The following is a 12,489-nucleotide window of genomic DNA, read 5'->3' as shown; positions in this document are numbered from 1 at the left end:
TTCTCCTTGGTCAGCGAAGCATCAGGCGTGAGCCAGTGTTGTCGGGATAGCGCTGGCCTGAGCACGGCCGACTTGCACCGTCTTGATCACATTCCAGGACATGATCAACATGCCGCCCAGATACAGCACACCACCCAGCAGTCGAACCACATAGAAGGGGTAAGTCGCCTTGACGCTCTCAACAAAGGTGTAAACCAGGCTGCCGTCGGGGTTGACCGCACGCCACATCAGGCCCTGCATCACGCCGGCAATCCACATCGCGGCGATGTACAAGACGATGCCCAGCGTAGCAACCCAGAAGTGCAGCTCAATCGCCGACTTGGAGTACATCTCGGTGCGACCGAACATACGCGGGATCAAGTGGTAGAGCGAGCCCATCGAAATCAGACCCACCCAGCCCAAGGCGCCGGAATGCACGTGACCAATCGTCCAGTCGGTGTAGTGACTCAGGGCGTTGACCGTCTTGATCGACATCATCGGGCCTTCAAAGGTCGACATGCCGTAGAAGGACAGCGACACAATCAGGAACTTCAGGATCGGGTCATCGCGCAGCTTGTGCCAAGCACCGCTCAAGGTCATCACGCCGTTGATCATGCCGCCCCAGCTTGGCGCCAACAGCACCAGCGAGAACACCATGCCCACGCTTTGCGCCCAGTCAGGCAAGGCGGTGTAGTGCAGATGGTGCGGACCCGCCCACATATAGGTGAAGATCAGCGCCCAGAAGTGGACGATGGACAGCCGGTAGCTGTAGACAGGACGACCCGCTTGCTTGGGGATGTAGTAATACATCATGCCGAGGAAGCCCGCAGTCAGGAAAAAGCCCACCGCGTTATGGCCATACCACCACTGCACCATCGCGTCTTGCACACCGGCGTAGGCCGAGTAGCTCTTGAACAGGCTGACAGGGATGGCTGCGCTATTGACCAGGTGCAAGAGCGCCACCGCCAAGATGAAGGCGCCAAAGAACCAGTTGGCCACATAGATGTGCTTGACCTTGCGGATGGCGACGGTGCCAAAGAAGACCACCGCATAAGCCACCCAAACCAAGGTGATCAAGATGTCGATAGGCCACTCCAGCTCAGCGTATTCCTTGCCACTGGTAATACCCAAGGGCAGCGTGATCGCCGCCGACAGAATCACCAATTGCCAGCCCCAGAACGTGAACCAAGCCAGGCCGGGCGCGAACAAACGCGTGTAGCCGGTGCGCTGAACCACGTGGTAAGCGGTCGCGAACAGCGAGCAGCCGCCAAAAGCAAAAATCACGGCATTGGTGTGCAACGGTCGCAAGCGACCGTAAGTGAGCCACGGTATGCCCAAATTAAGTTCTGGCCATGTCAGCTGGGCGGCAATGATCACCCCCACCAACATACCCACAACACCCCACAGTACGGCGGCAAGTGCGAATGCTCGCACTACGCCGTCTTCGTACACTCCTCCGGTAGAACTTACCGGTCCAGCGGTTTTTGCCATTGCGTCGGCTCCTTACGGCTTCTAATTAGACGATGGCGATTCTTTGCCATCGCCAGGGGGGGGAACTTGATGTTCATCAAACCCATCTACATCTTCGAGGATTCGATTGCCTTCACGTTCCAAATCTTCCAGTTGACCGTTGTTAATTGCCCACCCAAAGACACCAACGATCAACAGGACCAAGAGTACGGACAAGGGAATCAACAAATACAAAATGTCCATAACGGTGTCAATGTGGTGACCGAGCGAGGCGCTGCGCATTCAGCACAACAAAAAGTGAGCTACCCGCCATCCCCAATCCAGCTGCCCAAGGAGGCAGAAAACCGAGCAAGGCCAGGGGAATACAGGCAGCGTTGTAAACGGCGGCCCAAAGCAAGTTCTGACGAATAATTTGAGCGGTACGCAGAGCCAGCTGGCGCGCCATGGCTAGGTCCAACAGGCGATTCGACAGCAGCAAGGCATCGGCACTGGCGCGCGCCAGCATCGCCCCCTGCCCCATCACCACGCTGACGTCGGCACGCGCCAACACCGGCGCATCGTTGATGCCGTCGCCGACCATCAGCACACAGCGGCCTTCGGCTTGCAGCTGGGCCACCGCGGCCAGCTTCATGGCCGCCGTCGCATCGCCCTGCGCCGACTGCACACCGGCGCTGGCCGCCAGGCGCGCCACCCGCTCACCGGCATCACCCGACAGCAGCAGGCTGCGCAGGCCCTGGCTGTGCAAGGCCGCCAAAGCCTCCCGAGCATCCGCTCGCAACATTTCGCCAAAACGCATGTAGAGAGCCTGCGTGCGGCTACCAAAAGCCAGTTGGGCGTCGGCGAGCTGGGGCTCAGTAGCTACGCTCGGCTCTTGCTCCCGCACCCAAGCCGGCGAACCCAAGCGCCAGACCTGCCCTGCAGCATCGACTGCCTGCAAACCCAGGCCCGGCAGCTCCTGCACCTGCGCCCAAGCTTCCACCTCCGGCAAGGCAGGCTCCGAAACTTGGCTTGAGCCCGCACTAACCAAGGCTCGCGAAAACGGATGCTGCGAATGCTTGGCCAAGGCCCGCGCAGCGCTCAACAAAGCGGCCGCATCGCCGCCGACCGCCTGCTGCTGCAGCAGCACCATGCTTTCTTGTGTCAGCGTGCCGGTCTTGTCCAGCACAACCGTATCGACCTTACACAGGGTCTCAAGCAGTTCCAGCCTGACCAGCAAGACGCCCCGCTTGGCCAAGGCGCCGGTCGCCGCCAACCTGGCCGACGGTGCCGCCAGCGACAGCGCGCAAGGGCAAGTCACGATCAAGACCGATACGGCCACCCAGACCGATCGCGAGGGATCGATAAAGCTCCACAGCAGTGCTCCGCCGATCGCCAGCGCCAATACTGCCCAGAGGAAGGGGCCGGCCACCCGATCCGCCAACTCGGTCGTCGCGGGACGCTGTGTCATCGCCTCGCGCATCAAGCGTTGAATCGCTTGGTGGCGGGTATCGGCACCCACCCGCTGCACCCTCACCAAGACCGGCGACTGCATATTCAGGCTTGCCGCCACCACCTCGTCCCCCACCCCTTTGGCCACCGGCAACGACTCGCCGGTCAGCAAGGATTCATTGGCACTGGTCGCCCCGGACTCGATCCGGCCATCGGCCGGGAAGGCCTGGCCGGCAAAAACCCGCACCAAATCCCCGACCTGCAGGCGACTCGGCGCCACACGGGCGCTGCTGCCGTCTGGCTCAAGGCGCTCCACCGCATCCGGCAAGGCAGCGCTGGACTGCTCCAGCTGCGCAGCGGCGCGGTGTCGCGCGCGCATTTCCAGAAAGCGCCCGCCCAACAAAAACGCCACAAACATCGTCAAGGAGTCGAAATAGACCTCATCGCCGAAGAATCCGCCGGGCTCAAACAAGGCCCCGCTACTGGCCACAAAGGTCGTCAGCAGCCCCAGGACCACGGGCACATCCATGCCCAAGCGGCCGGAGCGAATCTGCCGCCATGCAGCACTGAAAAAAGGCCCGGCCGAGAACAGCAAAACAGGCAGGCTCAACACCCAGCAAGCCCATTGCAGCAGACGCTCCAAATCAGGGCTGAGATCACCGGGCTCGGCAAAGTAAGCCGGCGCGGCCATCATCATCACCTGCATCATCAGAAAGACGGCGACGAACAAACGCCACAAGGCCTTGCGCTGCTCGCGTTCGCGCAGTTCGCGCGCGGGCGCCGCCGCATCCGGTGCGGCGCCATAACCGGCTCGCTCAACGCGCTCCAAAATCGCGCTCAAGCGGATGCGCGTCGGCAACCAAGTCAAGGTCAGGCGCGCGCTGGCGGCATTGACCCTAGCCGCCTGCACACCGGGCAAGTCCAGCAAGGCGCGCTCGATGATGCCGGCGCAAGCACCGCAGTGCAGCCCAGCGAGCTGGAACTGGGAAATGGCTACAGTCGGCGCGGCATTCGACAGACCGCTCGCGGCCTCACCCTCGGCCGCCCGCCAATGCGTGAACGGCGCGAGCAAATCGGGATCATCCAGCGCGGCAATGCGCTCGGCCGCGCAGGCGGGTTCGGCGTCGTGAGGGTGAAGGTGCTTGGAGTCGGAGATCATCATGCGGGGATCGGTCCCATAATCTAGGCGAGTCCATAGGCAAACCAAATGATATATATCAAGACCACCAGTTTTCTTAAGCGTTTTCACCACGCTGGCGGCGCACCGCGCACCAGCCTGTCGCCTCGAATCCACAAGTCGGCCGCCTTGCTCGCCCTGCTATGCGCCGGCTTGCTCGGCAACCCGTCGGCCATGGCGCAAGACAGGCCGCAAAGCCTGCCCGCCATCAAGCTCGGTGCCGGCATGCATGTGATCAGCGCCGAAGTCGCACAGTCCCCCGAGCAGCGCGCCATTGGTCTGATGAACCGGCCTAGCATGGGCGCCAACGAGGGCATGCTATTTGTCTTTGAAGAAGCCAATCCGCAATGCTTCTGGATGAAGAACACCTTGCTGCCGCTGTCAATTGCCTTCATCGCCGATGACGGCAGCGTCGTCAATATCGCCGAGATGAAGCCGCAGTCGCTCGATTCACATTGCTCCACCAAGCCCGTGCGTTATGCGCTGGAGATGAATCAAGGCTGGTTTGCCAAGCGCGGCATCAAGGCCGGCAGCAAACTGACCGGCCGGCCCTGGGGGCAATAAGCGCCGGGCGAATATCAGCGCGAGGGCAGCACCCAGCGCACCCGCAGGCCCGCAAACTCGGGCCGCGTCTGAACCGACCAAGTGCCGCCCAGCCGCGCGATCACCTCATAGGCAATTGTCAAGCCAAGACCGCTGCCGCCGCTGCTGTCGTCGCTGCGGGTATCGGCCCGCTCGCCGCGCCAAAAGGCCTCGGTCAGGCGCGGCAGATCAGCCGGTGCCACGCCAGCGCCGTCGTCCTCGATATCGATCTGAACCGCGTCGGCCAGCGCCCGCACAGTCACCAGCATTTGATTGCCGCCGTAGCGCAAGGCGTTGTCCAGCACATTGGCGAGTGCTTCGCCCAGCCAAAGCGAATCCGCTCGGGCCAGAACCGGTTGGTTCGGCAGTTCCAGCAGCAAGCTGCGGCCTTGCCGGGCGGCACGCAGGGCGAAGGGCTCGGCCGCCTCCCGCAAGAGCGGCCTCAGGTCTTGGTAGGCGGCTTGTCCGTGCGCATTCTGAAGCGCAATCTGTGGCGCACTCTGCGAGCGCACCAAGCTCAGCAACTGCCCAATCAAACGGGCCAGCCTGTCGCTGGACTGCAGCAAGGCCGTCAACACAGGCTGCCAAGCGCTGGCTTGCACCCCCTGGTATTGACTCAGCTCGGAAGCCAACTCCTGCGTCAGCACGCGCAGACCCGCGACCGGCGTGCGCAGTTGATGGGCGGCGTCCGCCACAAAGCGACGCTGCACCGCCACCGATTGCTGCACATCTGCCAACAAGCTGTTGATGCGCTCGATCAGCGGCGCGACCTCGGCCGGCACACCCTCGATAGGCAAAGAGCGCAGATCATCGGGCGCTCGCCGCTCGACCTCCCGCGCCACCGCGCGCAACGGCGCCAAGCCCCGCCTAATACCCCAATTCAGCAGCGCCACGGTCAAAAGCGCAATGGACAAGGTCGGCAAAACCATGGCCAAAGACACATCCCGCAAGAGCCGGCTCCGCTTGCTGCTGGCCTCCAACTTGATCACGGTGACACTGCGATCCAACATCGGCGAGCGCAAGGAGAACTGCGCCCCGCGCACACGCTGCCCCTGAAACTCGGCGTCAAATAACTGTGGCTGGCCAAAACTCTGATGCCGCAAGGCCGGGCGCGGCAGCGTCGCGTCGCCGGCCAGCACCTGTCCGGACTCATCCAGCAAAACAAAGCGATTGGGCGTCTCGCCGTCCCAGTTCAAGAGCTCCAGCGCTTGCCGGCTGATATCCAGCAAAGGGCCACGATCGGTCCACACCAGCTTGGCAGCCAGGGCGACGGTTTCGTCCTGCAGCCCCCGGTCAAAGGCCGCGTTAGCGCCTGCCGTGGACAACCAGGAGGCCACCGCCACCGCTGCGGCAAGGCCCAGCAGCCACATCCAAACCAGCGGCACCAACAGTTGCCGGCGCAAGCTCAAGCGCCGCATGCGCTCAGGCCGGGCCATCACCTGGCTCACTGGGCACGCAGGGCTGCGCACAGCATTCCAGCACATAGCCGAAACCGCGCACCGTGCGTATCGCCAGCCCCAACTCGCCCAGCCGCTTGCGCAGTCTGTGCACATAGACCTCGACCGAGTTCTCGCTGAAATCCGCTTCCCAGCTGGACAAGCGCGCGACGATCGCATCCTTGCTGACGACGCGCCCGACCCGCTGCATCAGCATCTCGGTCAGAGCGAACTCACGCGGACTCAGATAGACCGCCTCACCCAGATAGCTGAGCTCACGGTGCGACAGGTCCATCCTCAAATCACCGACCGACAGGGTCTCGCTGACGCGCCCTTCGGCGCGGCGTTTGAGCGCCCGCAGCCGCGCGATCAACTCCGGCAGATCAAAGGGTTTGACCAAATAGTCATCGGCTCCAGCATTCAAACCGGCCACGCGGTCCGACAACTCATCACGCGCCGTCAACAGCAGCACCGGCTGTTTGGCACCTGCCGAGCGCCACGCCCGCAGCACCGTCATGCCGTCCGCACCAGGCAGGCCCAAATCCAAAACCGCCAATTCATACAGATTGATCAAGCCCGGCGCCATCGCCTGGCGACCATCACCCAGGCAATCGACCTGCCAGCCCTCGCGCTCCAGCGCTCGGGTAACGCCCAAACTGAGCGCCGCATCATCTTCAACCAACAATACACGCATGCCACCACCCCAAGCAAGCCAAAGCCAAGGCGTAAAAAAAAGGCCGGTCAAGGACCGGCCTGCTTCAGTGAATCAAGCTCAGGCGTTCGCGGGGCTTGCGCCCCGCGTGCGTTTAAGCAAAATTAGCCTGCGCAAAATCCCAGTTCGCCAGGTTGTTCAGGAAAGTCTCGACAAACTTGGGGCGCATATTGCGGTAGTCGATGTAGTAGGCATGTTCCCACACGTCAACGGTCAGCAAAGCCTTGTCGGCACCAGTCAGCGGCGTGCCGGCTGCGTCGGTGTTGACGATGTCGACCGAACCGTCGGCCTTCTTCACCAGCCAAGTCCAGCCCGAACCGAAGTTACCGACTGCGCTCTTGGTGAAGGCTTCCTTGAAGGCATCAAAGGAGCCCCACTTGGCCGTGATGGCGTCAAGCAGCGCGCCGGTCGGTGCGCCGCCGCCGTTGGGCTTCATGCAGTTCCAGAAGAAAGTGTGGTTCCAGATCTGCGCAGCATTGTTGTAGATCGGGCCGCTGGAAGCCTTGACGATGGCTTCCAGATCCATCGCCTCGAACTCGGTGCCTTTTTGCAGATTGTTCAGATTCACCACATAGGCGTTGTGATGCTTGCCGTGGTGAAACTCCAGCGTCTCGGCGCTGTAGTGCGGCGCCAGGGCGTCTTTGGCATAGGGCAGTGCGGGCAGGGTATGTTCCATATCGATTCCTCGGTGAAAAAATGCTGGGGGTAATGCGCTGTGGGCGCGATTCTAGGTCTTTGCGCAGGCGCCGTCTTGGCTGCCTGCAAGTGCCCTTCAGACTTTCGGTGTCGCAGACAGTATTTGCATCTGCGCCTCACCGTCAGCCAAGACCGCATGCACTTGTTGACCCACCGCTAACTGCTGGACCGATGTGAGTGCGCGGCCCTGACCGTCGTCCAACCACGCGTAGCCGCGAGCCAGGACCTGCCTGGGATCCAACGCTGCCAGCCGCGCCTCCAAGCCGGCCAAGAGTTGGTCCTGCTGGCGCGTCAAGACTGGTGCGGCACGCCTTACGCGCTGCTCCAGATGAGCCAAACGCTGCATCTGCATGGCCTGCACCTTGGGCAAGGCCTGCGTCCAACGCTGGGTCAATAGAGCGAGGTGCCGACGCTGACGGGCCAGCATCTCGGTCGGCCGCGCCAAGCGCAGCGCCACCCGGTCAAGGCGCTGCGCGGCCAGATCCAAGCGCTGCTGCACGCGCCGAGTCAAGGCGCTGGACAAGCCGGCCAAGGCATCCAGATTGGCCTGCCGGGAGGGCGCGGCCAACTCTGCGGCGGCGGTCGGCGTCGGCGCCCGCAGGTCCGCGGCCAGGTCGGACAGGGTGATGTCTGTTTCATGGCCGACGCCGCAAATCACAGGCAGGCCAGAGCCCGCCACGGCCCGCACCACACGCTCATCATTGAAAGCCCAGAGATCCTCCAACGAGCCGCCGCCGCGCACCAGCAGCAAGGCATCCACCTCGGCGCGGGCATTGGCCAGTTGCAGCGCGGCGACCAGCGCCGCCGGAGCCTGCTCGCCCTGCACCACGCTCGGATAAACAATCACTTCAACATGGGGGGCGCGCCGAGCCAAGGCCGTCAGCACGTCATGCAAAGCGGCACCGGCGGTGGAGGTAATGACGCCGAGCCGGCTGGGAAAGGCCGGCAAAAGCCGCTTGGCGCTCGCATCGAACAGCCCTTGCGCTTCGAGCTTGGCCTTCAAACGCAAAAACTGCTCATACAGCGCACCGGCACCGGCCCGGCGCATGCCTTCGACCACAAACTGCAACTCACCGCGCGGCTCGTATAGCGTCAACCGGCCGCGCATTTCGACCAAGGCGCCGTCGCCTGGCGCAAAGTCCAGCAGGCTGGCCGCGCGGCGGAACATTGCACAGCGCAGCATCGCGGTTTGGCCGTTAGCGTCTTTCAGGTTGAAATAACAATGCCCACTTGCCGCGCGGGTAAAACCGGACAATTCCCCCGCCACGACACAGACGGCGAAGCGCGTGTTGAGACTGTCAGCCACTGCCGCCAGCAAGGCAGCCACGCCCCAGACCGGACGCGGCGCCGCGGCTTGCGGGCGCTCAAACATGAGCGCAGCCCCAGCCCGAAGAAGACGAGAACTCCACAGCACGGCCCATCATGGCCCGAACGGCGATTTGGCGCGTCACGGCGCTGACATAAGCATATAAACGCTTGTTTTTCAAGATCTTTTTCCTGCCCAAGAATTAAGCAATTTATCCTCAGGCCTTGTTTTTCGGGCTTTGGCGGCCGCTAGAACCCGCTTGCCCACAAAGTTATCCACAGCAAAAGTGGATTGTTGGCCAGCGCCTCACCAGAACATGGCGACCAAAATTGTGCCCAAAACCCCGCCTCGGTTCGGGCCATAATCGCCCGCACGCCGGCAGACCGGTGCCAACTTGGCGTCCGCCTGCTATTTCAGCTTTTTTGCACAGGGGTCGCCCGTTGTTTTCGATCATACAAGCCGCTGGTTGGCCAATATGGCCCTTGCTCCTTTGCTCCGTCATCGCCCTGGCCCTGATCATCGAACGTTTCTCCAGCCTGCGCGCTAGCCGTGTGGCGCCCACGCGCTTGCTCGATGAGGTGCTGGGCCTGACCAGCCAAAGCCTGCCCACACCGGACGTGGTCAATCGCTTGGCCGAGCATTCATTGCTGGGTCAAGTGCTGGCAGCAGGCCTGCGCGCCGTGAGCAGCGAGCCCAAGCTGCCGGCAGCCAAGCTGCAACAGGTGTTCGAGTTGGCGGGCCGCCGCGCCATCCATCAGCTAGAACGTTACTTGAACACCTTGGGCACCATCGCTACTGCCGCCCCACTCTTGGGTTTGCTGGGCACGGTGGTGGGCATGATTGAAATTTTCGGCAGCCAAGGCGGAGCCGGGGGCAACCCGGCACAAATGGCCCATGGTATTTCGGTGGCGCTCTACAACACCGCACTGGGTCTGATGGTGGCGATTCCATCGCTGATGTTTTACCGCTATTTCCGTGGCCGGGTCGAGGAGTATGTGCTGGAGCTGGAACAGTCCAGCGACCGCATGCTGAGCCATCTGCAACGCTTCACGGGCTGACAAAGCGATGAAGTTCAGACAGCGCCGCAGCGAAGAGCCGGAGATCAACCTGATCCCATTCATCGACGTCTTGTTGGTGGTTTTGATCTTTTTGATGCTTTCGACCACGTATTCGAAATTCACCGAGTTGCAGATCACCCTGCCGGTGGCCGACGCCGAGAAGCTCAAAGACCGTCCGCGCGAGATCATCGTCGCGGTAGCGGCAGATGGTCGCTATGTTGTCAATTCGCAGCCGGTGGAGGGGCGTGCCGTAGAACTGCTGAGCGCGGCGATGAGCCAAGCTTCTGAAGGCCGCGCGGACAGCGTGGTGATCGTCTCGGCGGACGCCGCAGCGGCCCACCAGTCGGTCATCAATGTGATGGATGCGGCACGCCGCGCCGGCCTGTCTCACCTCACCTTTGCGGCACAAGCCAATGCGCAGTGATCGTGCAATGAGCGCGACGTGCTGAGCCCTTGAACGTGAACGTCTGGGCCCAGCGCTTGCAAGCGCAGTGGTACGGCGGAGGCGCCCTCGCCGCCTCGCTCAGACCGCTGGCTTGGGTTTATGGCCTCTTGCTGTGGATTCGCTCGCAACTCTACCGAAGCGGCTGGCTGCGCACCGAAGAGCTCGCTGTGCCTGTCATTGTGGTGGGCAACTGGATCGTTGGCGGCGCCGGCAAGACCCCCACCATCCTCGCCCTGCTGAAGCAGCTGCAAGCACTTGGCATCCAGGTCGGCGTGATCTCGCGCGGCTACGGCCGCAGCGAAGACGCGCCGCGCCTGGTCAGCCAAGACAGCACAGCAGCTCAGGTCGGCGATGAGCCGCTATTGATCCACCTGCGCAGCGGTGCACCGGTGGCCGTGGCGAGCGACCGGGTCGCCGCCGCCAAGCTCTTGCTGCAAGCGCGGCCGGACTTGCAACTGCTGCTCAGCGATGACGGCTTGCAGCATCTGCGCCTGCCGCGCCAATTGTCGGTGCTGCTGTTTGATGAGCGCGGCTTGGGCAATGGCCAACTGCTGCCTGCCGGCCCCTTGCGCCAAACAGCCAGCAGCCATGTGGCGGCGCATGAGTTGGTGCTCTATAACGCCAAACGCCCCAGCACGGCATTGCCGGGCTATCTGGCCCATCGCAGCCTGGCCGGCGCAGTCAGCCTGGCGGGCTGGTGGCGCGGCGAGCCGGCGCGCAGCGACGCCCTGGCTGCGCTGCGCGGCCGCCCGGTTTTGGCCACCGCCGGCATGGCCCATCCGCAACGCTTTTTTGACATGCTGAGCGACGCCGGGCTGACGATACAAGCCATCCCCTTGGCCGACCATTTCGATTTCAGCAGCCTGCCTTGGCAAAGTACGGCCTATGCGGACATGGAGGACGTGCTGCTGACCGAGAAAGACGCAGTCAAGCTGCTGCCCGCACGGGCCCTCAAGGGCTCCAAAACCATGCGGGTCTGGGTGGTGGCGCTAGACTTCAGCCCCGAACAAGCCTTTCAGCAGGCCTTGCAAACGCATGTGGAGCGTTTGCTGCGTCCTGCCAACAACCTGACCCCAAAAAATGGATAAGCAATTGCTGGAACTGTTGGTCTGCCCCCTGTGCAAGGGGCCACTGGAGCTCAAGCGCAGTGAATCTGCCCAGGAACTGATCTGCTATGCCGACAGACTGGCCTTCCCCATTCGCGACGGCATTCCCCTGATGTTGGAAAACGAGGCTCGCGCCATTGATCCAGAGACCGAGACACGCCCCGAAGCTCGGACTACGCGCCACTTGAACCCATGAGTTTCAGCGTTATCGTGCCGGCGCGACTGGCATCCAGTCGCCTGCCCAACAAGCCCCTGGCCGATATCGAAGGCCTGCCCATGATCGTACGGGTGGCTCAGCGCGCGGCGCTGTCAAAGGCGACTCAAGTCGTTGTGGCCACCGACTCGCCGCTCATCATCGACGCCTGCCGCGCGCATGGTGTGCGGGCCTTGCTGACTCGTGCCGATCATGTGTCCGGCAGCGACCGGCTCGCCGAGGCCTGCGAGCAGTTGGGCCTGGACGGACAAGACCTGGTCGTCAATGTGCAAGGAGACGAGCCGCTGATTGCGCCGGCGATGATCGATGCTTGCGCCGAGTTGCTCAAAGCGCGGCCGCAATGCGTGATGAGCACGGTGGCTCATGCGCTGGATGACGCCGCAGAGTTCGCCAATCCGAATGTGGTCAAGGTGGTGCTGGACGCCCAGGGTCTGGCCCTGTATTTCTCACGCGCCCCCATTCCCTGGTGGCGTGACGGCTCAAGCGCCGCCCAAGCGAATCTTGCCGCCGCTGGCGCCTTGCGCCATGTCGGAATGTATGCCTATCACGCGGGCTTTTTACGGCGCTTCCCGACCTTGACCGCCAGCCCGCTGGAGCAGATTGAGTCACTGGAGCAGTTGCGGGTCTTGTGGCATGGCGAGCGCATCGCGGTGTACGTCAGCCCCGACAAGCCCGGGCCAGGCGTGGACACGCCGGAAGACTTGGCGCGTGTGCGGGCCATCTTCGCAGCCCCACAATCACGCCAAGTTACATAGAGGAACAAGCTATGCCTGCGTCAGGCTAACGTAGGCTTGCCCATGCTATCCTCGCCCGCTATCAACACGCGTGCCACTATGCATCACGCGTGTGCCCGTTGGAAGGGCCGCCGAGCCAGACCGGC

At 62.8% G+C, this 12,489-nt stretch carries 13 protein-coding genes; 6 read left to right on the top strand and 7 right to left on the bottom strand.

The annotated features are described in order from the left end of the window. Positions 1–21: 21 nt before the first annotated feature. The 3 genes from ccoN to LNV08_RS02575 are packed head-to-tail and all read right to left on the bottom strand — an operon-like array spanning position 22 to position 4,039. Positions 22–1,470 (bottom strand): cytochrome-c oxidase, cbb3-type subunit I, encoded by a 1,449-nt coding sequence (gene ccoN / locus LNV08_RS02585; protein WP_263532079.1) that lies wholly within the window; start codon positions 1,468–1,470, stop codon positions 22–24. 21 nt (positions 1,471–1,491) lie between these two features. After that, a complete protein-coding gene (ccoS, locus tag LNV08_RS02580; RefSeq protein WP_263532078.1) occupies positions 1,492–1,692 on the bottom strand; it encodes a cbb3-type cytochrome oxidase assembly protein CcoS in 201 nt (66 codons plus the stop codon). 7 nt (positions 1,693–1,699) lie between these two features. Further along, on the bottom strand, positions 1,700–4,039 hold the full coding sequence (locus LNV08_RS02575) for a heavy metal translocating P-type ATPase (protein ID WP_263532077.1): 2,340 nt from the start codon (positions 4,037–4,039) through the stop codon (positions 1,700–1,702). A 45-nt stretch (positions 4,040–4,084) separates the two neighbouring features. Between LNV08_RS02575 and LNV08_RS02570 the strand changes: the two genes are divergently transcribed. Continuing rightward, on the top strand, positions 4,085–4,618 hold the full coding sequence (locus LNV08_RS02570) for a DUF192 domain-containing protein (RefSeq protein ID WP_414858668.1): 534 nt from the start codon (positions 4,085–4,087) through the stop codon (positions 4,616–4,618). Positions 4,619–4,632: 14 nt separating this feature from the next. Here the strand turns inward: LNV08_RS02570 and LNV08_RS02565 are convergent, their stop codons facing one another. The 4 genes from LNV08_RS02565 to xseA form a co-directional block, all read right to left on the bottom strand. After that, positions 4,633–6,072 carry a sensor histidine kinase gene (locus tag LNV08_RS02565; protein WP_263532076.1) on the bottom strand — a complete coding sequence of 480 codons (1,440 nt, stop codon included), beginning with the start codon at positions 6,070–6,072 and terminating at the stop codon, positions 4,633–4,635. Further along, a complete protein-coding gene (locus LNV08_RS02560; protein ID WP_263532075.1) occupies positions 6,059–6,766 on the bottom strand; it encodes a response regulator in 708 nt (235 codons plus the stop codon). Before LNV08_RS02560 ends, LNV08_RS02565 begins: the two co-directional genes overlap by 14 nt. 112 nt (positions 6,767–6,878) lie before the next feature. After that, entirely contained in the window at positions 6,879–7,460 is a 582-nt protein-coding gene (locus LNV08_RS02555; RefSeq protein WP_263532074.1) for a superoxide dismutase, read from the bottom strand. Between the two features lie 96 nt (positions 7,461–7,556). Continuing rightward, positions 7,557–8,852, bottom strand: coding sequence for an exodeoxyribonuclease VII large subunit (gene xseA / locus LNV08_RS02550; protein WP_263532073.1), 1,296 nt, complete (start codon positions 8,850–8,852; stop codon positions 7,557–7,559). 374 nt (positions 8,853–9,226) lie between these two features. Here xseA and LNV08_RS02545 point away from each other — a divergent pair, with 374 nt between their 5' ends. From LNV08_RS02545 to kdsB, 5 genes are read left to right on the top strand one after another with little or no spacing between them, the layout of a single operon-like run. Then, on the top strand, positions 9,227–9,844 hold the full coding sequence (locus LNV08_RS02545) for a MotA/TolQ/ExbB proton channel family protein (RefSeq protein ID WP_263532072.1): 618 nt from the start codon (positions 9,227–9,229) through the stop codon (positions 9,842–9,844). A 7-nt stretch (positions 9,845–9,851) separates the two neighbouring features. Further along, positions 9,852–10,268, top strand: a complete 417-nt coding sequence (locus LNV08_RS02540; RefSeq protein ID WP_263532071.1) for an ExbD/TolR family protein — start codon at positions 9,852–9,854, stop codon at positions 10,266–10,268. A 35-nt stretch (positions 10,269–10,303) separates the two neighbouring features. Beyond that, positions 10,304–11,377: a tetraacyldisaccharide 4'-kinase gene (gene lpxK / locus LNV08_RS02535; RefSeq protein ID WP_263532298.1), complete on the top strand. Its 1,074-nt coding sequence runs from the start codon at positions 10,304–10,306 to the stop codon at positions 11,375–11,377. After that, complete coding sequence (locus LNV08_RS02530; RefSeq protein WP_263532070.1) at positions 11,370–11,591, top strand: Trm112 family protein; 222 nt, start codon at positions 11,370–11,372, stop codon at positions 11,589–11,591. Before lpxK ends, LNV08_RS02530 begins: the two co-directional genes overlap by 8 nt. After that, positions 11,588–12,364, top strand: a complete 777-nt coding sequence (gene kdsB, locus LNV08_RS02525; RefSeq protein ID WP_263532069.1) for a 3-deoxy-manno-octulosonate cytidylyltransferase — start codon at positions 11,588–11,590, stop codon at positions 12,362–12,364. The genes LNV08_RS02530 and kdsB overlap by 4 nt, the downstream gene beginning before the upstream one ends. Positions 12,365–12,489: the final 125 nt, after the last annotated feature.

It is taken from the genome of Paucibacter sp. TC2R-5, assembly GCF_025717605.1.
Taxonomy (GTDB): Bacteria; Pseudomonadota; Gammaproteobacteria; order Burkholderiales; family Burkholderiaceae_C; genus Paucibacter_A; species Paucibacter_A albus.
The sequence above is the reverse complement of the archived record's forward strand: the minus strand, read 5'-3'. Positions and strand labels throughout refer to the sequence as shown.

Excerpts from the sequence above, each read along its gene's own strand:
- LNV08_RS02540 (WP_263532071.1), top strand. The coding sequence starts at position 9,852 with ATGAAGTTCAGACAGCGCCGCAGCGAAGAGCCGGAGATCAACCTGATC.
- ccoN (WP_263532079.1), bottom strand. The coding sequence starts at position 1,470 with ATGGCAAAAACCGCTGGACCGGTAAGTTCTACCGGAGGAGTGTACGAA.
- LNV08_RS02555 (WP_263532074.1), bottom strand. The coding sequence starts at position 7,460 with ATGGAACATACCCTGCCCGCACTGCCCTATGCCAAAGACGCCCTGGCG.
- xseA (WP_263532073.1), bottom strand. The coding sequence starts at position 8,852 with ATGTTTGAGCGCCCGCAAGCCGCGGCGCCGCGTCCGGTCTGGGGCGTG.
- LNV08_RS02560 (WP_263532075.1), bottom strand. The coding sequence starts at position 6,766 with ATGCGTGTATTGTTGGTTGAAGATGATGCGGCGCTCAGTTTGGGCGTT.
- LNV08_RS02530 (WP_263532070.1), top strand. The coding sequence starts at position 11,370 with ATGGATAAGCAATTGCTGGAACTGTTGGTCTGCCCCCTGTGCAAGGGG.
- LNV08_RS02575 (WP_263532077.1), bottom strand. The coding sequence starts at position 4,039 with ATGATGATCTCCGACTCCAAGCACCTTCACCCTCACGACGCCGAACCC.
- LNV08_RS02570 (WP_414858668.1), top strand. The coding sequence starts at position 4,085 with ATGATATATATCAAGACCACCAGTTTTCTTAAGCGTTTTCACCACGCT.
- LNV08_RS02565 (WP_263532076.1), bottom strand. The coding sequence starts at position 6,072 with ATGGCCCGGCCTGAGCGCATGCGGCGCTTGAGCTTGCGCCGGCAACTG.
- kdsB (WP_263532069.1), top strand. The coding sequence starts at position 11,588 with ATGAGTTTCAGCGTTATCGTGCCGGCGCGACTGGCATCCAGTCGCCTG.
- ccoS (WP_263532078.1), bottom strand. The coding sequence starts at position 1,692 with ATGGACATTTTGTATTTGTTGATTCCCTTGTCCGTACTCTTGGTCCTG.